Origin of the sequence: Mucilaginibacter panaciglaebae (assembly GCF_039539265.1) — a bacterium.
GTDB classification, from domain to species: Bacteria; Bacteroidota; Bacteroidia; order Sphingobacteriales; family Sphingobacteriaceae; genus Mucilaginibacter; species Mucilaginibacter panaciglaebae.
The window spans coordinates 53482-76756 of sequence record NZ_BAABCV010000001.1; the positions used below are offsets into that span (position 1 = coordinate 53482).

Annotated in this window: 25 protein-coding genes; 4 read left to right on the forward strand and 21 right to left on the reverse strand. The window is 42.7% G+C overall.

The genetic code is table 11. The annotated features are described in order from the left end of the window. Positions 1-3 precede the first annotated feature (3 nt). The 8 genes from ABD772_RS00285 to ABD772_RS00320 form a co-directional block, all read right to left on the reverse strand. Positions 4-1203, reverse strand: a complete 1200-nt coding sequence (locus ABD772_RS00285; RefSeq protein ID WP_345100148.1) for a beta-ketoacyl-[acyl-carrier-protein] synthase family protein — start codon at positions 1201-1203, stop codon at positions 4-6. 1 nt (position 1204) lies between these two features. Beyond that, positions 1205-1837: a hypothetical protein gene (locus ABD772_RS00290; RefSeq protein WP_345100150.1), complete on the reverse strand. Its 633-nt coding sequence runs from the start codon at positions 1835-1837 to the stop codon at positions 1205-1207. 68 nt (positions 1838-1905) lie between these two features. Beyond that, entirely contained in the window at positions 1906-3033 is a 1128-nt protein-coding gene (locus tag ABD772_RS00295; RefSeq protein WP_345100153.1) for a beta-ketoacyl-[acyl-carrier-protein] synthase family protein, read from the reverse strand. Further along, positions 3033-3449, reverse strand: a complete 417-nt coding sequence (locus tag ABD772_RS00300) for a hotdog family protein (RefSeq protein WP_345100155.1) — start codon at positions 3447-3449, stop codon at positions 3033-3035. The genes ABD772_RS00295 and ABD772_RS00300 overlap by 1 nt, the downstream gene beginning before the upstream one ends. Next, positions 3446-4240 carry a flexirubin biosynthesis SDR family reductase FlxB gene (flxB, locus tag ABD772_RS00305; protein WP_345100157.1) on the reverse strand — a complete coding sequence of 265 codons (795 nt, stop codon included), beginning with the start codon at positions 4238-4240 and terminating at the stop codon, positions 3446-3448. The genes ABD772_RS00300 and flxB overlap by 4 nt, the downstream gene beginning before the upstream one ends. Positions 4241-4279: 39 nt before the next feature. Next, positions 4280-5812, reverse strand: a complete 1533-nt coding sequence (gene flxA, locus ABD772_RS00310) for a flexirubin biosynthesis tyrosine ammonia-lyase FlxA (protein ID WP_345100160.1) — start codon at positions 5810-5812, stop codon at positions 4280-4282. Between the two features lie 185 nt (positions 5813-5997). Then, complete coding sequence (gene flxY / locus ABD772_RS00315) at positions 5998-7278, reverse strand: flexirubin biosynthesis putative acyl-CoA ligase FlxY (RefSeq protein WP_345100163.1); 1281 nt, start codon at positions 7276-7278, stop codon at positions 5998-6000. Between the two features lie 69 nt (positions 7279-7347). After that, complete coding sequence (locus tag ABD772_RS00320; protein WP_345100165.1) at positions 7348-8226, reverse strand: CE1 family esterase; 879 nt, start codon at positions 8224-8226, stop codon at positions 7348-7350. A 125-nt stretch (positions 8227-8351) separates the two neighbouring features. On the opposite strand from ABD772_RS00320, the gene ABD772_RS00325 reads away from it, so the two are divergent. Continuing rightward, the gene (locus ABD772_RS00325) at positions 8352-8609 is read left to right on the forward strand and encodes a hypothetical protein (protein ID WP_345100166.1); all 258 of its coding nucleotides are present in this window, start codon (positions 8352-8354) and stop codon (positions 8607-8609) included. Between the two features lie 75 nt (positions 8610-8684). On the opposite strand, the gene ABD772_RS00330 is transcribed toward ABD772_RS00325, so the two are convergent. After that, positions 8685-9329 carry a redoxin domain-containing protein gene (locus ABD772_RS00330; protein ID WP_345100167.1) on the reverse strand — a complete coding sequence of 215 codons (645 nt, stop codon included), beginning with the start codon at positions 9327-9329 and terminating at the stop codon, positions 8685-8687. Between the two features lie 322 nt (positions 9330-9651). Beyond that, positions 9652-9819 (reverse strand): hypothetical protein, encoded by a 168-nt coding sequence (locus ABD772_RS00335; RefSeq protein ID WP_345100169.1) that lies wholly within the window; start codon positions 9817-9819, stop codon positions 9652-9654. A gap of 119 nt (positions 9820-9938) precedes the next feature. Here ABD772_RS00335 and ABD772_RS00340 point away from each other — a divergent pair, with 119 nt between their 5' ends. Both ABD772_RS00340 and ABD772_RS00345 read left to right on the forward strand, forming a co-directional pair. After that, on the forward strand, positions 9939-10181 hold the full coding sequence (locus ABD772_RS00340) for a MoaD/ThiS family protein (protein WP_345100172.1): 243 nt from the start codon (positions 9939-9941) through the stop codon (positions 10179-10181). A 2-nt stretch (positions 10182-10183) separates the two neighbouring features. Further along, positions 10184-10603, forward strand: a complete 420-nt coding sequence (locus ABD772_RS00345) for a molybdenum cofactor biosynthesis protein MoaE (RefSeq protein WP_345100174.1) — start codon at positions 10184-10186, stop codon at positions 10601-10603. On the opposite strand, the gene ABD772_RS00350 is transcribed toward ABD772_RS00345, so the two are convergent. The 10 genes from ABD772_RS00350 to ABD772_RS00395 form a co-directional block, all read right to left on the reverse strand. Next, a complete protein-coding gene (locus ABD772_RS00350; protein ID WP_345100176.1) occupies positions 10604-11668 on the reverse strand; it encodes a ThiF family adenylyltransferase in 1065 nt (354 codons plus the stop codon). Continuing rightward, positions 11665-12837 (reverse strand): NTP transferase domain-containing protein, encoded by a 1173-nt coding sequence (locus tag ABD772_RS00355; protein ID WP_345100178.1) that lies wholly within the window; start codon positions 12835-12837, stop codon positions 11665-11667. Before ABD772_RS00355 ends, ABD772_RS00350 begins: the two co-directional genes overlap by 4 nt. Beyond that, positions 12818-13324 carry a cyclic pyranopterin monophosphate synthase MoaC gene (moaC, locus tag ABD772_RS00360; protein ID WP_345100180.1) on the reverse strand — a complete coding sequence of 169 codons (507 nt, stop codon included), beginning with the start codon at positions 13322-13324 and terminating at the stop codon, positions 12818-12820. Before moaC ends, ABD772_RS00355 begins: the two co-directional genes overlap by 20 nt. Further along, complete coding sequence (locus tag ABD772_RS00365) at positions 13321-14520, reverse strand: molybdopterin molybdotransferase MoeA (RefSeq protein WP_345100182.1); 1200 nt, start codon at positions 14518-14520, stop codon at positions 13321-13323. The genes moaC and ABD772_RS00365 overlap by 4 nt, the downstream gene beginning before the upstream one ends. A 14-nt stretch (positions 14521-14534) precedes the next feature. Beyond that, positions 14535-15524: a GTP 3',8-cyclase MoaA gene (gene moaA / locus ABD772_RS00370; RefSeq protein WP_345100184.1), complete on the reverse strand. Its 990-nt coding sequence runs from the start codon at positions 15522-15524 to the stop codon at positions 14535-14537. A gap of 68 nt (positions 15525-15592) precedes the next feature. After that, complete coding sequence (locus ABD772_RS00375) at positions 15593-16660, reverse strand: aldose epimerase family protein (RefSeq protein WP_345100814.1); 1068 nt, start codon at positions 16658-16660, stop codon at positions 15593-15595. A 6-nt stretch (positions 16661-16666) separates the two neighbouring features. Then, positions 16667-17527: an HAD-IIA family hydrolase gene (locus ABD772_RS00380; protein WP_345100186.1), complete on the reverse strand. Its 861-nt coding sequence runs from the start codon at positions 17525-17527 to the stop codon at positions 16667-16669. A gap of 13 nt (positions 17528-17540) precedes the next feature. After that, on the reverse strand, positions 17541-18578 hold the full coding sequence (locus ABD772_RS00385) for an aminoglycoside phosphotransferase/kinase family protein (protein ID WP_345100188.1): 1038 nt from the start codon (positions 18576-18578) through the stop codon (positions 17541-17543). Positions 18579-18832: 254 nt separating this feature from the next. Then, positions 18833-20989: an outer membrane protein assembly factor BamB family protein gene (locus ABD772_RS00390; RefSeq protein WP_345100190.1), complete on the reverse strand. Its 2157-nt coding sequence runs from the start codon at positions 20987-20989 to the stop codon at positions 18833-18835. 24 nt (positions 20990-21013) lie between these two features. Then, positions 21014-22369 carry a glutamine synthetase family protein gene (locus ABD772_RS00395; protein ID WP_345100193.1) on the reverse strand — a complete coding sequence of 452 codons (1356 nt, stop codon included), beginning with the start codon at positions 22367-22369 and terminating at the stop codon, positions 21014-21016. A gap of 68 nt (positions 22370-22437) precedes the next feature. Here ABD772_RS00395 and ABD772_RS00400 point away from each other — a divergent pair, with 68 nt between their 5' ends. Then, positions 22438-22842 (forward strand): gamma-glutamylcyclotransferase family protein, encoded by a 405-nt coding sequence (locus ABD772_RS00400; RefSeq protein ID WP_345100195.1) that lies wholly within the window; start codon positions 22438-22440, stop codon positions 22840-22842. A 1-nt stretch (position 22843) separates the two neighbouring features. Here ABD772_RS00400 and ABD772_RS00405 read toward each other — a convergent pair whose 3' ends face one another. Beyond that, positions 22844-23194, reverse strand: coding sequence for a VOC family protein (locus ABD772_RS00405; protein ID WP_345100197.1), 351 nt, complete (start codon positions 23192-23194; stop codon positions 22844-22846). Between the last annotated feature and the right edge of the window lie 81 nt (positions 23195-23275).

Genomic DNA, 23275 nt, shown 5'->3' on the forward strand with positions numbered 1-23275 from the left:
AAATTAAACAGCCGAAAATATCAATGACGTACAATTACCACCAAAACCAAACGAGTTGGATAACACGTTTTTGATCGGTTGATCTTTCAGATATTCCGTCTCAGGTTTAAAGGGCAGTTCCTGCATCCGGGTCTTAAAACGCAGATTTGGATAGATCAATCCATGCTTAACAGACAATACAGAAAATACTGCTTCAACTCCACCACTGGCCCCAAGCGTATGCCCGGTAAACGATTTGGTGGAGCTCATGGGCGGATAGTTTGGTTCGAATAATCTTTTAATCGCTGTCCCTTCTGCGCTGTCATTATTTGGTGTACCCGTTCCATGCAGATTGATGTAGCTAATATCAGCCGGTTGTAAGCCAGCTTTATTCAATGCCCCCTGCATGGCCATATAAGAGCCTGTACCCTCCGGTGAAGACGCCGTTTGGTGGTAAGCATCGTTACTATTATTATAACCGCTTAGCGTGCAGTAGAGCGGCTTATTTAAAGTTCTGGCAACTTTGTCAGACACCAATACTACATATCCTGCTCCTTCTCCTAAATTTAAGCCCTCGCGGGTATCATCAAACGGGCGACAATATTCTTTATCCAGGATCATCAGCGTATTAAAGCCATTCAGCGTAAATTTAGCTAAGGCATCGGCACCGCCGGCAATAACAACGTCCAGTAAACCGTTTTTAATCAACCTTGCACCATAAAATATCGCGTTAGCAGATGACGAGCAGGCAGTGCTAATGGTGGTCATGTAATCGGTTACGCCTAACTCATCGGCAACTATCTCGGTAATGCTGCCGCATTCGTGATCGAATACATCACGTAGTTTGCCTTTGTTATTATCTGCCATAAAGTCGATAAAAAAATCCTCGCTCTTATCCATACCACCAACGGTATTAGCCGATACAAAGCCGGTGCGCAGCTCTCCGCTATTTGGAATAGCGGCATCATTCATTGCTTCCCGGGCGGCAACCAAACTCAGCATTTTGGTGCGGCTTAGCCTTGTAGGCAGGCCTGCGAGGTTTGCCAACTCTTCGTTATCCAGTTTAACCTCCGCTACAGGTAACTCACCTTTGTGCCTTGTATTCAGCAAGGTTATGTCACCCATGCCGGCGCTGCGCTTTTCAAAAGCAGAAAGATGTTCAGCAACGTTATTACCAATGGCGGTAATCACACCTACTCCTGCAACATACACCACTGAACTCATTTTATATATTATCAATTATCAGGTTATCAAATATGGTTTGCAGGTTCTTACTTGAAAAAGGAATTGCTTTAGCCTTTTCCGCCTTCTCCACTAAAAACAATACTGCCTTATAATCCTCCTTCAGTACATCTACCCACCCGCAAATACATGTTTGTAAAACATCGTTATTTAGCAGTTCATTTACATATTGCTCAATAAACGCTGCATCAAACTTTTCAAATATAAAAAATGCGTCTTCTCCTTTAAAATTATTGCGGATACAGATCTCACCGATCATAATGTTTGGCAAGGTATAAACAAACAATGCAGGACTGGGAATATCGGTCACACTTTGCATATACTTTCGGTCGGTGTCCAGACTGGCGTTAGCGTTACTCAATACAAGGCCAATTTCTTCGGGTTTATATCGTTTAATGCCGGAATCCTTTAGCAAAACTTCAACGGTCAGCCAACCCAGTTTGCTTAGGTTATCCATCTTATAAAACCTGGGGTAGGAAACCTGAAGATACTGGTAAGCCGACAGCAAAAATGCGGATAAATCAGCATCCCGATTCTCAAACACCGGGCGTTCATTGTGATAAACCACATGCTTTACTATAGTAATATTTGATGTTATGTAATTGTTTAGATACAAGTACTTAAATATTTGATTATAAATTATTTATATTTCTTTATATGTCAGCATGTCAGTTAATCAGCAATCTATTTACTGAATAAAACCGCCGCGTTACACCCACCAAAACCTGATGCCGTTTTCAAACAGGTCTTCATTCTTTTAGGCGTAAGCTGGGTGCAGATATTTATAGGGCTGCTTACCCCCATTGTTTTAAAACCTAAAGTTGGCAATATCACATTTTGTTCTATGGATTGGATAGAAATAATCGACTCGATCAATCCGGCCGCGCCTAATGTATGTCCGTAGTAACCTTTCAGGCTGTTGGCCGGAACGGTATCAAGCCCTGCTAATGCGATAGCCTTGGCTTCCATTTCGTCGTTATAGCCTGTAGCAGTTCCGTGCGCAGACACAAGATCTATATCTTCTGTTTGTAATCCGGCTGTATCTAATGTGCGCACTATTGCCTCAGAAAGCTCTTTTCCGGTCCGTGAAGGCGCCGAAATATGATTGGCGTCGTTTGATACCGCTCCGCCTAAAACTTTTACCCTATCAGCGTATTTGGGGTTCACAGACAAGATCATTGTTGCTGCCCCTTCTCCTAAAGTAATGCCTGTTCGGTTTTGGTCAAATGGTTTACAGGGCTCGTTACTAACAGCCTGGAATGACTGAAATCCCGATAACACAAATTTACTGATCTCGTCGGCCCCCACAACGACTGCCGTCTCATATCTGCCCGACTGCAATAAGCGCATCCCGGTCAGGATTCCCATAATGCCGGATATGCAGGCATTAGAGACAATAAGGGGTTGATTTACAAAACCAAAATGGCTGGCGACGATCTTTGCAGAGGTATGCAAGGCAATCTTGTCAGGCAAGTCAGCATCCTCAGGATTTGTTTCCAGCAGGCTGATGTTTCCTTTGGTTGATGATATGATAAGGATAGTTTTATCGCCGGTGACATCAATATCCAAATCTTTTAGAGCTACCTCAACAGATGCTATAAGTAAACTTTCAAACTTACTGTTTAACAGTGTTTTAAAATATGTATTTTCTTTATAGTTAAATAACGAAGCATAGAAATCTGTATCAGAAATAGCTTCATCCTGATGCCTTTGGATACCTGAAATACCTTGCTTAATGCGCTCAAAGTTTTGAGCAGTAGTAGTGCCTATGGGCGAGTATATGTTATCGGCAACAATATAAACCCCGGGCATTATTGATTGATAAATATTTTCATTTCGCATTGAGCTACCTCCACTTCATCACACCATATTTTACCTGATACGATACCCGCATCAAATACCTGCACTTCTATCCTTACCTCGGTGAACAGTACATCCCCCGCTTTAGGCAAGCTATATATCTCAAAGTTTTTTACCTGGCCTATGTAACCATTGGCCACCGGGCGGTTCTCTATGCGCGCCATATTACCCGAGCCCGCTGCAGCAGTTTGTGCCATGTTTTCCATCAGGCCGGCTTCGCTGAATTCTCCATCGATCACAAAAACATTATCAGCAGTAACGGTGAAACTAGTGCGTGTAACATTGTCATCAGAGAAAAGCAGTTCGTCCACCATAACGAATGGCGGCTTTTGGGGAATTAATGATAATATGCCTTCTGCTTCGGTCATGAATATAAACCACCATTTATCGATAAAACTTCACCTGTAATATACGCAGCTTCTCCGGATGCCAAAAAACCGACGGCATGTGCCACCTCTTCAGGTAAACCAAAGCGATTAACAGGTATATTTCTTTTTAACTCTTTCTCGTCCAAACCTTCGGTCATATCGGTTTTAATAAAACCGGGAGCAACTGCATTAACCGTAATACCGCTGCGGCCCACTTCCTGAGCTAATGCTTTGGTTGCCCCTATTACACCGGCTTTGGCAGCCGAATAATTGGTTTGTCCCGGCAGTCCTTTTAAACCCGATAAAGACACCACGTTAATAATACGGCCGTAACGGTTCATCATCATACCCTCAAGCACCAAACGGGTTATATAAAAAAAACTGTTCAGGCTGGTATTTATTACGTTATCCCACTGCTCGTCTTTTAACCAAACCATCAAACTATCGTCGCGCACACCGGCGTTGTTTACGAGCACCTCGATGCTTCTATCCTCGTTAGCTTTAATCCAGCGTTCAAGAGATTGTTTAATTTGTTCCTTATCAGCAATGTCAAACTGCAACAGTTCGCCGTTGCTGCCGGCTTGCTTAACCAATTCAAGGGTTTTGCTGGCTTCTTCAGTATTACTTTTATAGTTAATGAGCACATAATAGCCCATGGCAGCCATCTTTTGGCAAATAGCTCTGCCTATCCCTCTTGATCCGCCGGTGATGAGTGCGCATTTAGTAGTCCCAGCCCCCTCTAAATCTCCCCCGGTTGGGGAGACCTTTTGATCTATGTTATTATTTTTCAATTTAAATATAAAATTAAAGTCCTCCCTGCCGGGGAGAATTTAGGAGGGGCTCCCCGCTAAAAATCGTTTCACCTTCTCCATTTCCTTATATCTCGGTGCATCTTCAACAAACTTAGGGAATATCTCTCTAACCTTATTATACAAAGCCAGCGTTTTCGGAGCGAGTTTATCCTGGCAATTCAGATAATCTATGGCTTGTAGTATAGTCATCAATTGGATAGATAACACACTGAATGCATTATCAATTACTCTTGACGTCATTAAAGCGGCGTTGCAGCCCATGCTCACAATATCCTGATTATCGTTATTGTTAGGGATGCTATGCACATACATCGGGAATGAGAGTGTCTGATTTTCGGCCACTGTAGAAGTCGCCGTAAACTGCACACCTTGCATACCAAAGTTAAAGCCTAATACGCCCAGGTTTACAAACGGCGGGAATTTCAGGTTCAGCCTATCATTCAACAAATAGTTTAGCTGGCGCTCAGAAAGCATTGACAGTTTGGTTATTGCGATCTTTAACTTATCCATTTCCAGCGATACATAATCGCCGTGGAAATTGCCGCCGTGGAATACATTTTGGTTTACGTGGTCAATAACCGGGTTATCGTTAACCGAGTTCAGTTCATTGACCAGTACTTCTTCTGCCTGATTGATCGTGTCTAGTATCGGGCCTAATACCTGGGTTACGCAGCGCAATGAATAGTATTCCTGCACTTTATCTTCAAATACTTCCTGATCAATATTATCCGGATGATACAAATGATCTTTACGGCTGCGGATCATTTTGCTGCCCGATAAGATCTCGCGCAGCATGCCGGCTATTTTATTCTGACCCTTGTGATGTTTGACGATGTTCAGCTCGTGCGAGTAATGGTCGTCATAAGCCTGTACAATCTCGTTGGTCATAGCAGAAAACATAGCCGACCAATCAAGCAGTTTATGTGCCTGTATGATGTTAACCATGCCGATACCCGTCATGGCCGAAGTACCGTTGATAGTGGCTAATCCTTCCCGTATGTGTATGGCGAGCGGTTTTATATTTAGCTTTTTGAAAAGATCGGCAGTTGGCTGAATACTTCCTTCGTAAATTACCTCACCCTCGCCTATCAACACCAAACCTAAATGAGCCAATTGCACTAAATCACCGCTGGCACCAACGCCGCCGTGATCAAATATACAAGGCGTTATATCTTGATTGATAAGTTCGGCAAGCAGGACAACTATATCGGTATGCACACCCGAGAAACCCTGGATCAAACTATTCAGACGGGCTATCATTAAAGCTTTTGCCTGTATAGGTGTTAACAGATTGCCGCTGCCTGAGCTATGGCTGCGGATGAGGTTATATTGCAATTGCAGCAAGTTCTCTTCGCTCACCTTGTATTGGGCCATAGGGCCGAAACCGGTGTTAATGCCGTATATTAATTTATTAGACGAAAAATTTTGCAGGAACTTAAAGTTGGTCTCAATTTTTGTTAAAGCTGAGGGTAATATAACAACCGGCTTCTGGTTAAACACAATATCGTTAAAGTCGGCTAAAGAAAGGACATCTTGTCCAACAGTAATCATAGGCGAATATTAATAATCAAATCTCTTAAACCCAAATACAGCTTAATAGTTTGCTGCTGACGGGTGACAAATATAATTCTTTTTGTCGTTCGACAGTGAGGAGAAATCTTATGTGCGCAATAACAGGAGATTGCCTAACATTTAGCGAAATCTTATCAGAGATTATCTCCCCTGAGCAACTGTCATTAAACCCGTTTATCAATAAACTTAACCGCTTTCCGAACATTCTCCGGAAACTGCATTTTCTGGATTTGCTCCGCACTAACATAAGTAACACGCGGACTAACCCTTAATCTGGCTTGCAAATAAGCACGGATGCGATTATCGCAGGCTTTGCTGTCATCTAAGGGCAGCAGGTGCAACAATACTTCGTCCATACCTATTTCGTTGGAGTACACTTCGACAACATAATCCAATACTTCTTCCATTTCGTTCAACAGATCGAACATGGCTGGCGGATATAGCGTAGTACCCTTAAACTTGATCATCTGCTTTTTGCGGCCGATGATAGGCGACAAACGCGGCGTATTTCTTCCGCAGGCACACGGTTCATCAAAGTACATGCACATATCGCCGGTTTTATAGCGCAGCAGCGGCATACCTTCAACACCAAGTGTAGTGATCGTTAATTCGCCGGGTGTATTTGCAGGTACAGGCTTGTTGTCTTCATCCAGAATCTCGGCTATTACCAAATCGGCTTGTAAATGGCCGCCCTGCCCCTCGCTGCATTCGGTAAACGCCGTCTGCATTTCTGTCGAAGCATAAGTTGAATATAATTTAATATTCCAGGCATCGGCTATTTTTTTGCCAAGTATATTCAGGGAGAAATCAGTATTACGGATATTCTCGCCAATGCAGACGGCTTTTTTTACTGATGTTTGATTAAGATCAATATCATGGTCTTTAGCGGCTTGTATCAACTTTAAAATAAAGGACGGCACCGCTACTATCGCCGTTGGTTTTAATCGCTGTATGGTCTCTAATTGCAGCGAGGGGACGCCAGGTCCCAGGCGGATGATCCCCGCTCCCATTTTACGTAAACCGGAATAATAAGCAATCCCCGCCATAAACTGGCGGTCAAGTGTCAGCATCAGCTGGTAAATATCTTCACGATTGCCATCGGCACAGACAAAGGAATTATACTCGTTCAATGTCAGGCGGTTCAGGTCGTCCTCCGTAAGTCCGATAGTAACCGGGCTGCCCAAGGTGCCTGAGGTTGAGGCATATTCAATGATCTGATCCTTCGGCACACATAAAAAGTCGTTAGTACGTCTCTGCAAATCTTCCTTGTGCGTGGTGGGGATACGGCGCAGATCATCTAACGTTTTAATAGTGTGTACATCAATTTGATGCTGAGCAAACAACTCGCGATAAAATGGAGAGTTCTGACTTAGGTGGACTAACAATTGCCGTAGCTTTTGCTCCTGGGTAGTTTTCAGATTATCGGTGCTAAGAGTGATGCTCATACAGGGCAAAGAAACAAAATTTTATTCATCCATGATGTCATCTTGAACGTAAGCGATGATAGGATTAATTTAACTTTTTAACTTATACTGCTTAAAGAAATTCCATATCTCCTCACAGGCATTCAAATTATGCGTGGTTTTGCCGATGATAAACTTCGGAAAATACTGCCAGCCGCCCGGCCACGTGTGCCCGCCGTTTTTTATAGTATAACTAATGACTTTAAAACCGGACTTAGCGTTTAAATATTCTTCTTTCAGAACGCTGGTACCATCACCGGCTTTATCCGGAATATTACTTACACGTGGTTCTTTACTGCACTTATCCATAGCTATCCACTTGTCTATAATTGCTTTATGCGAAAAAACGCTGCGGCCGAATAACTTCCCTCCATCAACGGAAACAATCGGGTCTTTTGTGCCATGCATATAGACAACTGGCATAGGTTTTTCCAGGTCGTACCCTTCGCCTGCGTCCAGCGTGGCCGCGACAACAGCGATTGCCGCTATGCGGCTGTGTAGCTGGCAGGCTAATCGCGTAGTCATAAAGCCCCCGTTTGAAATACCGGTAACATATATCCTATCCGGATTAATGTCATAAATTTTGATCATATAACTGATCAAGTGGTCAATGAACTTGACATCGTCTATGCCGCGCAGATTGGCTCCCTCATGCCAGAAATGCTTAGATGCCGGGCACACTACCGCAAACTTTTCGCGCTCGGCTATGGGTCTGAAATCGGCCAGATGAAACATCCCTTTCGGACTGGCAAAGCCGCCATGCAAAGAAATAATCAAGGGAATTTCGCGATTGGCACCCGTTGGGATATAAGTTAAAAAAGATCTTTTATTACCATCAATCATCATATCGCCCTTAGTTTGCTTACCGGGATATTGCGCAGAGGCATTAAAAAAGCTGAATGATAACAGCATAAAGAACAGATATCGCATAAATTGAATTTGACTACTAACCAATTAAATTAAAAACGTTTATTTTGGCTACTCAGTTTTTAAAAACCCTTTGAATAATTTGTAGTTATAACATTATACAGCTAAATTAAACATACACAACAACCATGAAAACTGTCAAAGCATTATTAATAGCGGTATTTATAGCAGCTATGTTCACGATGGCACAGGCACAGATCAAATTGCCACCTCCGCCACCCCATCCGGCACATCCGCCGCTACCAAAAATACATTTACGCCTGCATAACCCGCCACCACCACCGGTACTGCCCCATCGCAAAGCGGTAATCGTTAAACATCGCACGCATGTGGTTCGTCGCCATTACTATTACAAAAACGGCGTACGCCATTACAGAACATACTAAAATGAAAAGAGCCGCTTATCAATGATAAAGCGGCTTTCTTTTCGACTGTAAACCAAACCAAATAATCTTCTTTATTTATGCCGATTTTTTGCGGACACCAGCTAACGACGATTCGTAAACTGCCGCAATTATGTCGTCTGGCCAAAAATTGCTTTCCAGATCGTGATCGATATAATGATAGGCAATATGCCTGTCGGTATCAATCACATATATGGCCAACAATGGGATATTTGCATCAATACCCGAGTAAGTATTCCAGGTTGGATGTTTTTCTGAGTAAATCCTGAACTTACCGGCAATCTTATTGGCAATATCATGATAAAAATTAAGCGACAGGCTATGCTCCCAGGTTATACGGGCTAATTGCTCGTCGTTAGTATCATCGGTTAATACCAACAAGTTGCCGCCATTTGCTTTAATTTCATTCTGAATAGCACTTAAGCGTTTTAATAGCTCAATGCCTCTATTGCCCCAGTGTGTTGAATAAAAAGCTATAGTAAGCGGCTTGCCATATAAATGTTTTAATGAAATGGGCCCGTTAGCCGGTGCACCATTATAGAAATTTTTCCAGCGTTGAAAATCGGTAACCAGATTGATATCGGGTATCAGGTTACCGGTTTTAACAGGTTTTAACCTTTGATATGTTTTAGGATTGAATTCATTTTCAAGTATTACCTCTGACAGGTCGAAAAACGGGTATTTATTTATAGTTGATAACATGCTGTATTGATTTAAAAATTAACAATTATATTTTGGTAGTTGTAGGGTGGATGATATTCAGCTGCAACAACGCATTCGGAATCCCCTGGTTTGCCTGTCTGAAAGAATCTGTATAATAATCGAATTTTCAATACTTTTCATTATTAAGTTTTTCAAATACAATTCAAATATACTATTAAATCTATATATTTAGTATACTTAATTGGTGTATTTCATATCTATTTGATAATCAGCTAATAAAATTTACATTATTTAGTTAAATCGCTAATCAGTTAACAATACTTCTGTCACAATACACTCCTTTTACAAATGCGTGGTATTGTTAATAGCTCTTTGTTGCTGTCTGATCGCTGGCCTGGTCATCCATCTCCGGCGTTTCACTGAAATCATTTTCAATCATCAATGGAAGCTCTCCATCAGCATTTTCGAAACCAGGTTTATCGGTACCGGGTTGTTGCGTTATCATAATTTTGGGGATGTACAAATTCATAGGGGTTTTATATTATAGTTTTGTTACCTGTTAATACCTGACAATGTTATTTTAACAACTTCAAATTTTGATTGTTTCCATACAGCAATCTTTTCTTGCATATTTGTACAAGCATTTTTATGAAAGTTAACATACTGGCGTTTGGCATTGCTAAGGATATTTTTGGAAGATCGGCTTTAGATGTCGAACTAGCTAACGATGCAACTATATCTAACCTTAAATATCTGCTGGAGCAGCAATATCCTAAACTTAAAAAACTGGCTGCATATATGGTAGCAGTAAATAACGAATATGCTTTGGATGCCGACACCATTCACGAGCGCGACGAAATAGCGATTATACCGCCGGTAAGCGGTGGCTAAGCATGACTGTAGATATTCAAATATCAGCTAAGGCTTTAGACGTGCAGCAATGCATTGACCGGGTAATGTCGCCGGATTGCGGCGGCGTAGACGTGTTTATTGGCACGGTGCGTAAGGCAACTAAAGGCAAGGCCGTGCTTAGGTTGGAATTTGAGGCTTACGAAAAGATGGCCGTCAGCGAGCTTAATAAAATCGCACAAAAAGCGTTAGCAAAATGGCCGGTTCAGAAGCTCCTGATCTATCATCGTACAGGTGTTTTACAGATTGGCGAGATCCCGGTAATCATTGCTGTGTCTGCGGCTCACCGCGATGCAGCTTTTGAGGCTTGCCGTTATATTATTGATACACTGAAACAAACTGTACCTATCTGGAAAAAAGAGATTTTTGAAGATGGCGAGGTTTGGGTGGCGGCACACCCTTAGTTAAGAGTCAACCTGTTCAAACCAGGCTTTTAAGCCGCCTGCTAAAGAGTATACTTTGGCTTGAGGGGATTTTTGTTTAATATATTTTACAACCTCTCCGCTCCTTTTACCTGATGAACAATATAAAACCTTAACACCGGGGCCCGTCAAATAATCCATATTTTCGTCCACTTCATCGGCTTCAAAGTGTGTACCGCCTATATTTATTTCATCACGTTCCCGGTCTGTGCGGATGTCAACCAATTCTAAGGCATTATCAGCAAGCCCCTGTTTTACTTCAGCGATTGTTAAAATAGGAATTTCTATGGATTGAGTTAATGATTGAATATTCGTATTGGTAGTTTTACTAATTTTAATAAGCCTGCTCTGCATCGCCAACGCATCAAAGATCATTACCTTTCCTGCCAGAAGTTCGCCGGTTTGGGTAATGTATTTAATTACCTCGTTGGCTTGTATACAACCGATAATTCCGGCCAGCGTTGGAATCACGCCCCCATCGGCACAATTGGGTATCTGTGTAGCGTCAACCGCAGGAAACAGATCGCGATAGTTAGGCGATTTAGTGTCATCAGTATTCGTTATATTCCAAACGGCAGCGTGGCCTTCAAACTGGTATATCGCTCCATAAACCAACGGCTTGCCAGCTATTACGCAAGCATCGTTGACGAGGTAGCGGGCATCAAAATTATCGGTGCAATCCACTACAATATCATAAGGCTGCACCAGTTCAAGCACATTGTCTGACATTACCTGCAGATCGTGTGTTATCAGATTAATCTGCGGGTTTTGCTGCTGCAGCTTTTCGCAGATTATTACAGCCTTTTTTTTACCCACATCGCCGGGGTTAAATAATACCTGCCGATGCAGATTACTTACCGATACCACATCAAAATCAGCAATCCCCAAAGTACCCACACCCGCGGCAGCCAGGTACAGCGCCGCCGGACAACCTAATCCCCCAGCGCCTATTATCAAAACTTTGGCCCGTAGTAAACGCTGCTGAGCTACATCACCGAAACCCGGCAAAGCCACCTGGCAACTATATCTTAACCAATCGGTATTCATGCTTGGCTAGGTGCGGTTTTATGAATAAGGTGATGCTTTATCCTTTCAAAATCTTCAGCCGTATTAACATTGGTCAGCGCGTCTGCGTTTAGCGGTTGCAGTAAGTTGGTATCGCTATTGATTAAAACCTTACGGGGGCATGAATACCCCTGCGCCAAAAATGACAGCAATACCGGATAACTTTTCGGTTCCCAAATAGTAATCAATGGTTCGGGGAGTTTATCCGCGCCGCTTTCATAAGCGGTGGCTAATGATGAGGTATTTCTATTTTCTATCAGATAGTTAAAGGTGTCAGCATCCAACAAGGGCATATCACAGGCGACAACAAACCAGGCACTATCGGGCTTTTCGCGAAATGCTGAGAGGATAGCTCCAAAAGGGCCAAGGTCACTGAAGGTGTCTGGCAGCGTATTGTATTCGGGCAATATATCCTGACGTTGATCAGCGCGGCACGATATAAAAACATCGTCGCAGTATTGCTTAAGCGCATCTGCTATATAATAACGCTGTTCTTTGCCATGCCAATTCAGCTTGCCTTTATCAGTGCCCATACGCAGGCTTTGGCCGCCTGCTAATACCAAACCATTCAACACCGGTTTAGCCTGCTGCATTTTGCTTTTGAAAAACCCGATGATCTTGTCGCTTTCCTCCAACCGGTAAACAGGTATTTGCTGCCAATTAGGAACAGCTTCTTTTATAAAATCGAAAATGTCAATTTCAGTATCGGCCAATAAAATCAATTCGACATTCGTCAGCTGCGACAGCCGCTTGCGCAGCGACGCCATTTTATTTTCATAAACAATGACCACCTGCGATTTTGCGGGTTGATGATTGCCGTTAACTAATACAAGATCAGCATCGGCAAACTGCTGCCTGAAAGTCATGGGCTTTAACCCTAAACCAAAATTAAATTGATGATTATTGATCTGATCTGTATACTCCAGCATGGCGCCATTGGCCAGGCGGCCGGGCGGTAATATTATCTCGTCGGTATGCGCACTATCAGCGTAGGCACATTTGTATTGTAATGACAGCGCAGCAATGATATCAGCAGCTAACAGTTTAATATTGATGCAGGGGGCACCTAATATCGCCCATTCGTTACGGTTAAAATGCCCGATAGCCGGGCGCGCTAGTTTCGCATGCTTTTTATGCTCTTTTGAAATCACGTTTACCTCCTGTTTTCTCGATAAGCTTTGTTTCTTTTACAATGATGTCATGGCTCAACGCCTTGCACATGTCATAAATAGTTAATGCAGCTATACTAACTCCTACCAGCGCTTCCATTTCAACGCCCGTTTTGGCAGTAATAGTCGTCGTGCAATTTATCACTATCTCATTACCACCATTAACGCAGATATCTATTTGGCAATTGTCCAGCCCCAGCGGATGACAAAGCGGAATCAGATCGCCGGTTTTTTTGGCGGCCATGATTCCCGCAATGACGGCAGTCTGAAACACCGAACCTTTTTTAGTTTGCAGATCGCCATCTGCCAACTGAGCCATAACTTCGCCAGGCAAATAGACTATACTGCGCGCGGTAGCTGTGCGTCTGGTTTCTGCTTTTTGGGAGACATCAACCATTGTGGCTTTGCCCGCCCTATCCAGATGCGAAAAGGTTTGACCTGTGGTTTCGTCGGTTTTATTCATCATCATGGGTTGCTATTAAACGACCATATTTTATAAGCTTTTCCCTTTTTAAACTCGTTTTTATCCGAAGGTAACTCTATAAACGCCTCTGTTTCTGCTAAGTTAGCAAAATCGCCCGAACCGTTACCAACAACCGGCGTTGCCAACAATTGTCCTTCTACACTATAATGTAATTTTACCTGCAAATAGTATTCTAAGGCCGGCTGAAATTTAACATCATCGGCCAAAACTGCATAAACCGGTTCTTTGGGTTGTACTCTGAGTGATGCATTTAACCATGGTACAAAATAGCGTTGCATACACATAAATGAGGCCACCGGATTACCCGGAAAAGCAAATACCACAGCGTTGTGATGTTTACCAAACCAAAAAGGTTTACCTGGCCGTTGCTGCACTTTATGAAATACTTGCTCTACCTGCAGATCTCGTAAAGCCTGCGGAATATAATCGAACTTACCCATTGAAATGCCCCCGCTAATCAAAATCACATCATAATGCTGTAAACATAAACCCATTTGTTGTTTGATGATCGCTTCATCATCAGGAATATGTCGTATTGCCCCTTTAATACCGTACTGGGCCAGCATAGCCTGCAGCATATAACTATTTGACCGCCTGATCTGATAAGGAGACGGCGTGTCCGAAACATCTACCAATTCGTCGCCCGAAGAAAGAATTACCACTCGCGGGATGCGCTTTACGCGTAGCTCTGTTTCCCCAACCGATGCTATTAAACTAATTACCGCCGGGTTGATCCGCCGGCCAGGTGTCAGGATAATTTCGCCTTTTTGTTTATCTGAGCCTTTTAAATGCAAGTTTTGCCCTTGTACAATGTCGGTCAAGACAATGGCCTTGCCATCATCGATCTTTATATCTTCATAACGAATCACCGTATCAACTGATTCGGGCAAAGCAGCACCGGTCATGATCTCTATACACTCGTCATTTGCGTTGACATGAACAGGTTCGTCGCCCGCAGCCTGGGTAGCTTTAATTTTAAAGGTCTTTATATTTTGAGCAATGCCTTCATATTTTACAGCGATGCCATCCATAGTTACTCTATTAAACGGCGGCAAATCGCGATCAGCTCTTATTTCTTCGGCCAATACCCTACCCAGGGCTTCATCAAACAGCACGATCTCATTGCCGTAATCGCGGGTGTTTTCCAGTATAAGTTTTTCGGCTTGTTGAACCGTTATCATAAGTGATTCAATATTTATCCTCCAATAGTCGCCATAGATTCATGAACTAAGGCCTGTTCTTTACGCAAGCGTTCGGCCTCCCGGCCATCAATAGGGCGTTGACTAAAGGCATTAAGTAATTCTTGTTTAATTTCTTCGTCCTTAGCACCGGCACGCATGAGGTCTTTTATATTAAGCACGCCATCATCATACAAACAATTTTTTAAAGTTCCCTGCGGAGTTACACGTATACGGTTGCAGGTGCCGCAGAAAGTTCGCGAATAAGCAGCAATTATTCCCACGGTTCCTTTGTAACCGGGAATTTGATAGTTGTAAGCAGTAGAATATAAGTCGTCACTTAGCTTTTTTATTGCCGGATAACCATTTTCGATCTCATGCAATATCCGCAGATGATCCCAGTGCAAACCTGCATAATTGTGCTTTTCGCCGTTAAAAGGCATCTCCTCGATAAAACGCACACTAACCGGTAAGTTTTTAGTTAACTCAACCATCGGTAATATATCCTGTGTGTTTTTGCCATCCATTACCACAGCATTTATTTTCACATCGAGGTCATGCTTTAGCAGTTCGTCCAGTGTATTCATTACTGCGGCAAATTCATCCCGACGGCTAATGGCAAAAAAGCGGGCGGCATCCAGGGTATCTAAACTTAAATTAACCGACTTGATACCCAATGCTTTAAGCTGTGACACATACAAAGCAGTTAAAACACCATTAGTAGTAATGGTTAATTCTTTTAAGCCGTCTATTTTAGAAATACTGCTGAGCAATAGCATAATATCCTTACGTATAAAAGGTTCGCCACCCGTAATACGTATTTTTTCGATGCCCATCTGTACCATCAATTGGCACATCCGCAGCATCTCTTCATAATTCATCAGTTCAGCGCGCGACAGCCAGTCGAGCCCATCTTCAGGCATACAATAAAAGCAACGCAAATTGCACCTGTCGGTCACCGCCAGGCGCATATAACTAATTTTTCTACCGTGATTATCTACCAGCAAGACTATCTTTTTTTGAAAGATATAAAGTTAACACCTTAAGCCGGTATTTGATTTAAAAAGATGACAGCTTATACAGATAACTTGTATATAGTTTGGGTCTTATACACTTCGCCGGGTCTGAGTACAGTCGATGGGAACTGAGGTTTATTTGGCGAATCAGGGAAGTGTTGTGTTTCCAGCGCGAAACCGGTGCGGGCCTTATCTTTTACCCCGCCTCTTAAAGTGTTGGTACCGGCCATATAATTGCCGGTGTAAAACTGCAAACCGGGCTGGTCTGTAAACACTTCTAATTTAATACCGGACAAGTCGCCCGTTACTATAGACACTGGTAAGTGTACACCATGGCGATTCAACACATAATTATGGTCATAACCATTAGCTATCTTTAGTTGCGGGTGATCTGAATTAATACGTTTGCCAATGCGTTCGGGCTGCGCAAAATCAAGCGGCGTACCTTTTACCAATGCTATTTCACCGGTTGGAATCATTGTTTTATTCACAGGCGTGTATTTATCAGCCACAATTTGTACAATGTGATAAAGTATATCACCATTGCCTTCGCCATTTAAATTAAAATAAGCGTGATTGGTTAGGTTGACAACCGTGGTTTTATCCGTAGTAGCTTCGTAGTTAATAACAATACCGTTGTCGTCAGTTAACGAGTAGGTTACTTTTGCTTTCAGGTTGCCGGGGTAGCCTTCGTCCAGATGCCCGGAGAAACATTCAAGTTCTATGGTTTTGCTATCAATCTGTTTAGCCTGCCACATTTTTAAACTAAAATTATTTACGCCTCCATGCAGGCTGTTAGGGCCATTATTGACAGGCAACGTGTATTTTTTACCCTCTAAAGTAAACTTACCCTTAGCAATCCGGTTAGCGTATCTACCAACTGTCGACCCATAATAATTTTTCTGAAGGGCTAATCCTTCAATATTATCAAAACCTAAAATTACGCTGGTGAGGTTACCGCGCCGGTCGGGTAGCCAGGCGCCTATCAGATGTGCGCCAAAATTGCTTACTACAACCTGCATCCCTGCATCATTTTTCAAGTAATATAGTTCAACCTGCTGACTGCCTATTTTACGATTATAGCTGGATGCATCAGGGATTTTTATAGCTGTAGGATTGTAAACCATACTCAATTAAATGTCGTTTTTAACAACTGCAGTATCGCAGATATAAGTAGGCACTATGCCGGTAGAATTAATACGGGTATTAACGTCCTGCGGCAACGTATTACCCGACAAAACCAGCACTGTATCAAACCCAAATTTATTACCACCTAAAATATCGGTGTGCAAGGTATCGCCTACCATTACAATTTCTTTTTTGCTGATGGGGCGATACTCGCGAATAAGATCATAGGCAAACATAAACATCTGCGAGTCGGGTTTACCAAACCGGATAAAACTTTTGCCTACAATAGATTCGATCATGTTAGCCAAGCCACCTATCGCTATAGACACATCGCTTATTGTAGCCGGATAGGTATCATCAGTATTAGCCACAATTGCAGGAATGGTGCGCTTACGAAGCAAGTTAACCGCAATATTCAAATCCCTGGCCCAATCAAAACCTTCATCATCCAGAAACAGCAATGCGTTTACGTTATCAATATTGCTGGCGTTAACTTCGCTTACCGGCATGGGGTGCAAGCCCAGGCTCTCAATATAATGGGCCGAGTCTTCAGTACCCAGGTAAGCAACTATACCATCATAAACTTTGAGGTACAAGTACTCTTTGGTTAGCATCCCTGACGATATGATCCTGTCGGGCGTAATGGCGTGCAGGCCCATTTTGTGATAAGAACTTGCCAATTGCACGGGGCTGCGCGAAGCGTCATTAGTAACAATGTAGTATTCCTTATTTTGCTCCTTCAAATACTCGAAAGTTCTCTCGATATCCGGAACCAACCCATGATAGTTTTTAAGCACCCCAAACGCATCAAAAAAAATGATATTGTATTTGTCTACGATAGTCTTAAAATTGTCAATTCGTTCCATTTAAAAGAGTTTATTATTTCAAGTTTAGCGCTTTAATTATTTTGTCCGGATTAAAGTCCCTGTCAACTGATGGCAGATATAGGTCAAAAGCTTCGGCCTGCAGTTTTTGAGCATATTGCTCGCTGAAAAAGTGCTTACCATCTTTGATGACATAATTTAGGATAAAAAACCGGTAGGCTTCTTTTAAAAATCTGATTTCGTTAGCGGTTAGCGGATTCACCTGGTGATATTCTTCAAGAAACATAATAAAACGATCTTCCATCAGCGTATTGATGCCGTAGCTAAAGACGGTACGATCGCCCACATCAGATACCACCCTGCTCAAAAAATAAAAATCCAGCAAGCGGTAGCTCATTCTGAACCAATCGTAATCCCAACGCGAGTAAAGGTTCATATTTTGATCGACCGAGAAATTGCCGATATTCCAATCAATAAAAACAGGAATGATCTCGAACGAGCTCATGTTATATTTTGAGCGATTACGTAAAAAGGTTTCGCAATGATATTTCAGGAAATCAACCTTCATGGCTGAACCGAAGTCCTCTTCATTGATCTCCAACTGATGCAGCAGCGAGTAGATATCGGTACGTAAAGTCTTCGATGATTTTGGTAAAACGTTTTTTATTCTTCCGCAGGCTTTGTGAAACTTGCCCACCTGCTGGCCCAATTTACGGATATGTTCTTCTTTCAAACGGCGCGGCATACGTTCCATAATGCGCGTTGGGTTGTAAAAAACCACCCAGGCATCTTCGTTACCATGTTTATAGCGGAAAATATAAACCCGGTTATTTTTTAGCAGCGATTTAGCTAAAAAACTTTCAAATGGATACAACAAATTATTTGACAACGCATGGATAATACGATGATCTTCTTTAAAATGCTCGTATTTACCAAAAAGGGAAAGTTTAGCTATGATAATATCATCATCCTCGAAAGTTATCTTGAAAACCCGGTTCGTCGATACCATTGCACTGATATCTTCAATACGCTTAATATGTTTTGAAGCATCATACCCTTCCCAGGCTTTATTAATTATAAGAGAATAGTCCATCAGGTTATATATTCAACGGACGGCAAAGATATGATACAAATGAATTACAATCGTCACATTTTTATTTTATGCTGATAGAGTTACTTTAGAGTTTGCAGACAACTTGGCTTAAGCCAATATGCTATTATTAGTAGCCCTCCTATAAATTGGTGCCAATGAATCAGACATGTTGATCTAATTATTGCCATGGCTTCAGCCGCTGTTAATTGTGCAGTGAAAGTTTGGCTTTAGCAAACCCTCGCTATTGATTCAATTCAAGGTAACGCAAAAGCCACATAAGCATCGCCCGATGGCATGCCTAACTTACCGCCACCGCAGGCTATTACCACATACTGTTTCCCATTAGTCCGATAAACACTCGGCGTAGCAAAACCTCCCGCCGGCAGATCAGCCTGCCATAACAATTTACCGCTGCGTTTATCAAAAGCACGTATCTTCTGGTCTTTGGTAGCGGCTATAAATATCAGGCCACCAGCGGTCACCACCGGGCCACCGTAGTTTTCAGTACCGGTTGGTACATCCTGCTTCTCAAATCTATCATCTTCACCTAAAGGTACTTTCCAGGCTATTTTACCGGTATTCAGGTTGATAGCATTCAGTGTACCCCACGGCGGCGATAGCGCAGGCAGGCCTTCCTTGCTTAAAAACTTATTATAGCCGGTCATTTGGTAAGGCAAATCCAGGTATGGGTCGAGCACTGCTTTCCTGGTAAATTTGCGTTGACCCGCTGTTTCGTTGTTGGTGATGAATGCAACAATAGCTTCCTGCTCTTGTTTCGATACATCTTTAAACGACGGCATCATGCGACGGCCGGTTTCCAATAAAGTCAATATCTGATCTGCAGAATATTTTTTTTCGATGCCTATCAGCGACGGATAGTTACCCGAGCCTTCCCTGTTTTGACCGTGACAGGCCATGCAGTTTTTAGAAAAAAGACGTTCGCCTGCATCGGCAAATGATTCTACTTTGTCAGGTGGTGCAGGTGCGTCTATCATCGTCAATATCCAGGGCATTTCGTTGGCGTTGATGTACAGCAAGCCGGTAACCGGATCATAGGCCGGCCCACCCCATTCGGCCCCGCCGTCAAATCCCGGAAATATAACTGATGGCTTTTTACCCGGCGGGATGAACATATTACCGTAGCGATAGTCTTTCAAACGCTCCAGCACATCGGCTTTTGATTCGGCCGACAGGTAGGGATTGATATCTTTATCGGTAAACGTCTGCCTGACAAATGGTTTAGGCAAGGCTGGTATGGGCTGTGTCGGCCAGGGCTTTTCGCCGTCAAGTTCGCTTACTGTCGATACCTTTGTTTCATGAACCGGGTATAAAGGTTTACCGGTCACTCTATCCAGCACAAATACAAAACCATGTTTGGTAGGCTGCGCAACGGCATCAATCAATTTTCCTTTTCTTTTAATGGTGACTAAAGCCGGCGCCGTAGGCAAATCTTTATCCCACATATCGTGGTGTATTACCTGATAATGCCATTTTAGTTTACCGGTTGCTGCATCTAAGGCTAATAAACAATTAGCAAACAGACCTGAACCTAATCGCTTACCGCCATAAAAGTCAAAAGAGGCCGAACCAGTTGGCGCATACAAAATGCCACGCTTTTCATCCATACTAAAACCCGACCATGAGTTAGCTCCACCAATATTTTTCCAGGCATTCCTATCCTCCCACGTATTATAACCATACTCGCCGGGATGCGGTATAGTATGAAATATCCAGCGCAGTTTGCCGGTGCGCACATCAAATGCGCGGATACTGCCCGGTGCGGCATTAGCGCTCTCATTTACACGGCTACCCAAAATGTACAGGTCTTTATAAATTATACCCGGCGTGGTACCGGCAACATACCAGTTTTTATTAGCCAGTTCCAGGTTATCATGCAAATCGACAGCGCCGTTATTGCCAAAGCTGGTAATCAATTCACCGGTCAGGGCATTAACCTCATACAAATTTGAGCCTGCGCAATATAAAATGCGTTTATCATTACCGCTTTGCCAGTACGTTACACCGCGGTTATTATTTACACCGAGGTTAGCTTTTTTAGGCAAATGTTCTTCGGCATTAAACATCCATTTCTTTTCTCCCGTGGCTGCATCGAGTGCAACCAGGCTTAAATGCGGCGTGGTACCATACAAAACACCATTGACAATAATGGGGTTACATTGCATTTGCGACGAGCTTTTAACATCGGCGTCACCGCTATGGTAGGTCCAGGCAACCTGCAAACGCTTTACGTTACCGGTGTTTATTTGCTTGAGTGATGAATAGCGGATGGATCTTTTGGAACCACCATAAACCGTCCAGTCGGTATAGGTAGTGGTTTGGGCTTTGGTTTGCTGATTAAAGATCACAAGCAAAACCCACAAACAGGCTAAGCCCTTTTGATAGAAATACATTAGTAAGAAGGTATATATTTTGGTTTATATTATTTCAAAATACCGTTTCAGTTCCCAGTTGGTTACGCTTTTGGCAAACTGACGCCACTCCCACAAACGGGTTTGGGTAAAATGCTCAACAAAACCGGCGCCCAAAATTTCTCTAGCTATGGTCGATTTTTGCATATCAACAGTTGCTTCGTACAAATTGGGCTGTATGGTTCCGTTGTTTTTATTCAGATAGCCATTGCCTATAGTTTGCGGCATATCTAATTTGAGCTTATTTTTTATCCCATATAAACCCGATGCTAAAGCGGCAGCCATTACCAGGTATGGGTTAGTGTCAGCACCCGGTATACGTGTTTCCAAACGGGTATAGCCCTTCGATGAATTTAGCACACGGAACGCCGTGGTTCTGTTTTCAATAGCCCAGGTGATGGTGGTCGGTGCCCAGGCACCTTCAACCAATCGTTTATAGCTGTTAATAGTAGGCGCGTACATAGGCAAAATATGCGGCAGGCAAAGTAGCTGGCCAGCCAGGTATTGTTTATGCACTTCGCTCATTTTATGCGCGTCCTTATTATCGTGAAAAAGGTTCTCGGTCTGATCTTTATTCCAAAGACTTTGGTGAATGTGGCCGCCGCAACCCGGCAGATTTTCGTTCCACTTAGCCATAAAGCTGGCTATAACACCATGTTTATAAGCAATTTCTTTAACAGCTGTTTTAAACAACGCCGCCCTATCGGCAGCCTCTATAACATGCGAATGCAGAATAGCCGCCTCGTATACGCCCGGCCCGGTTTCTGTATGGAAACCCTCTATCGGTACATTAAATTTATTCAGCAGATCGACCAGGTCATTGCAGAAATCATTATTCTCTGAAAGACGCAGCATTGAATACCCAAACATCCCCGGCGTGAGCGGCTGCAGATTGATAAATTGCTTATCCTGTAAAGTTTGTGGCGTTTCTTTAAAATTGAACCACTCAAACTCCTGCGCAAATTCAGGATGATAACCTAAGTCTTCACATTCTTTGGTGATGCGTTTAAGCAATGAGCGCGGGCAAACTGCCAGGCCATTGCCATCTTCGCTAAAATCGCCAATAAAAAACGGGATATTATCCTGCCACGGAATGGTACGAAATGTAGACAGATCAATACGGCATGATTTATCCGGATAGCCCGTGTGCCAGCCGGTTACCTGTACATTATCATAACAAACATCACTGCTATCCCAACCAAAAACAACGTCACAAAAACCGTAGCCCCCCTGCAAACCGTCCAGAAACTTTTTAGTATGGATAAGCTTTCCACGCAAAACGCCGTCAATATCCGCAAAGGCGAATTTTATTTTTTGTATATTATTTTCGTGTAAGTATGCTGTTATTTGTTGTTCGTTCATGGTACAGGTAAAAATGCCTCCAATTTTAAGCAAGATAACTATCGTAACCCAAAAATCTCAATTTAAAAATGACAAATGATCTGTTGTTTGTTTACGGCACTTTGCTAATCGCTGATAATGAGTTTGCCAGTTATTTAACCCGCAACTCAACCTTTTGTTGCAAAGGGAAAATGAGGGGTAAGCTATATGACGTTGGCTGTTATCCCGGTGTTGTTATTGACGGTGATGACAATTACGATGTTTGGGGCACAGTTTATCGCATGCGCAATGTTGATCAAGCACTTAGAAATCTTGACACCTACGAGGGTTTCGGCGAAGGCGAAGAGCAACCCTACCTTTTTGTGCGCGAAGCTTTACCAATTGAAACAGATGAGGGAGTATTAACTTGCTGGGTTTACCTATATAACAGATCTATCGCAACGCTCAGAGAGATTACAACGGGTGATTATATTGCATATCTTAGGCGGCGTTAATTTATTCTGTACCGTGGCCAATGCGTAAAATATGGCCGTCCGGATCTTTAACCAGCATTTCACGCATAAACCAGGGTTTGGTATCAGGCTCGCTCAATATTAGCGCTCCTTTAGACTTTATTGTTTCGAAATATTCGTCTACGTTATCTACATTAATAGCCAGCCATGTACCTTTGTGTCCCTGATTACCTTTGCAAAAGAAAATAGCCGTATTTCCGTCTACTACGCCGCCAAAACTCGGCTCCTCATCCCAACTCCAATGCTCTTCAAAGCCAAGTACATCTGTATAATAAGCTATGCTGCGCTTTACATCGTCTGAATACAGAATTGGGATAACTGATTCTATTTTCATAAACTATTGATTTTTAATTAAGTAAAACTTAAAGTTAGCAAAAATTAATTCCAATAAATACGTCATTGTGAGGATATAGCG

Bases quoted from the DNA above. Each gene is read 5' to 3' on its own strand.
- ABD772_RS00285 (WP_345100148.1), bottom strand. From the start codon at position 1,203: ATGAGTTCAGTGGTGTATGTTGCAGGAGTAGGTGTGATTACCGCCATT.
- ABD772_RS00295 (WP_345100153.1), bottom strand. From the start codon at position 3,033: ATGCCCGGGGTTTATATTGTTGCCGATAACATATACTCGCCCATAGGC.
- ABD772_RS00300 (WP_345100155.1), bottom strand. From the start codon at position 3,449: ATGACCGAAGCAGAAGGCATATTATCATTAATTCCCCAAAAGCCGCCA.
- flxA (WP_345100160.1), bottom strand. From the start codon at position 5,812: ATGATTACTGTTGGACAAGATGTCCTTTCTTTAGCCGACTTTAACGAT.
- flxY (WP_345100163.1), bottom strand. From the start codon at position 7,278: ATGAGCATCACTCTTAGCACCGATAATCTGAAAACTACCCAGGAGCAA.
- ABD772_RS00320 (WP_345100165.1), bottom strand. From the start codon at position 8,226: ATGCGATATCTGTTCTTTATGCTGTTATCATTCAGCTTTTTTAATGCC.
- ABD772_RS00325 (WP_345100166.1), top strand. From the start codon at position 8,352: ATGAAAACTGTCAAAGCATTATTAATAGCGGTATTTATAGCAGCTATG.
- ABD772_RS00330 (WP_345100167.1), bottom strand. From the start codon at position 9,329: ATGTTATCAACTATAAATAAATACCCGTTTTTCGACCTGTCAGAGGTA.
- ABD772_RS00335 (WP_345100169.1), bottom strand. From the start codon at position 9,819: ATGAATTTGTACATCCCCAAAATTATGATAACGCAACAACCCGGTACC.
- ABD772_RS00340 (WP_345100172.1), top strand. From the start codon at position 9,939: ATGAAAGTTAACATACTGGCGTTTGGCATTGCTAAGGATATTTTTGGA.
- ABD772_RS00345 (WP_345100174.1), top strand. From the start codon at position 10,184: ATGACTGTAGATATTCAAATATCAGCTAAGGCTTTAGACGTGCAGCAA.
- ABD772_RS00350 (WP_345100176.1), bottom strand. From the start codon at position 11,668: ATGAATACCGATTGGTTAAGATATAGTTGCCAGGTGGCTTTGCCGGGT.
- moaC (WP_345100180.1), bottom strand. From the start codon at position 13,324: ATGATGATGAATAAAACCGACGAAACCACAGGTCAAACCTTTTCGCAT.
- ABD772_RS00365 (WP_345100182.1), bottom strand. From the start codon at position 14,520: ATGATAACGGTTCAACAAGCCGAAAAACTTATACTGGAAAACACCCGC.
- ABD772_RS00375 (WP_345100814.1), bottom strand. From the start codon at position 16,660: ATGGTTTACAATCCTACAGCTATAAAAATCCCTGATGCATCCAGCTAT.
- ABD772_RS00380 (WP_345100186.1), bottom strand. From the start codon at position 17,527: ATGGAACGAATTGACAATTTTAAGACTATCGTAGACAAATACAATATC.
- ABD772_RS00385 (WP_345100188.1), bottom strand. From the start codon at position 18,578: ATGGACTATTCTCTTATAATTAATAAAGCCTGGGAAGGGTATGATGCT.
- ABD772_RS00390 (WP_345100190.1), bottom strand. From the start codon at position 20,989: ATGTATTTCTATCAAAAGGGCTTAGCCTGTTTGTGGGTTTTGCTTGTG.
- ABD772_RS00395 (WP_345100193.1), bottom strand. From the start codon at position 22,369: ATGAACGAACAACAAATAACAGCATACTTACACGAAAATAATATACAA.
- ABD772_RS00400 (WP_345100195.1), top strand. From the start codon at position 22,438: ATGACAAATGATCTGTTGTTTGTTTACGGCACTTTGCTAATCGCTGAT.
- ABD772_RS00405 (WP_345100197.1), bottom strand. From the start codon at position 23,194: ATGAAAATAGAATCAGTTATCCCAATTCTGTATTCAGACGATGTAAAG.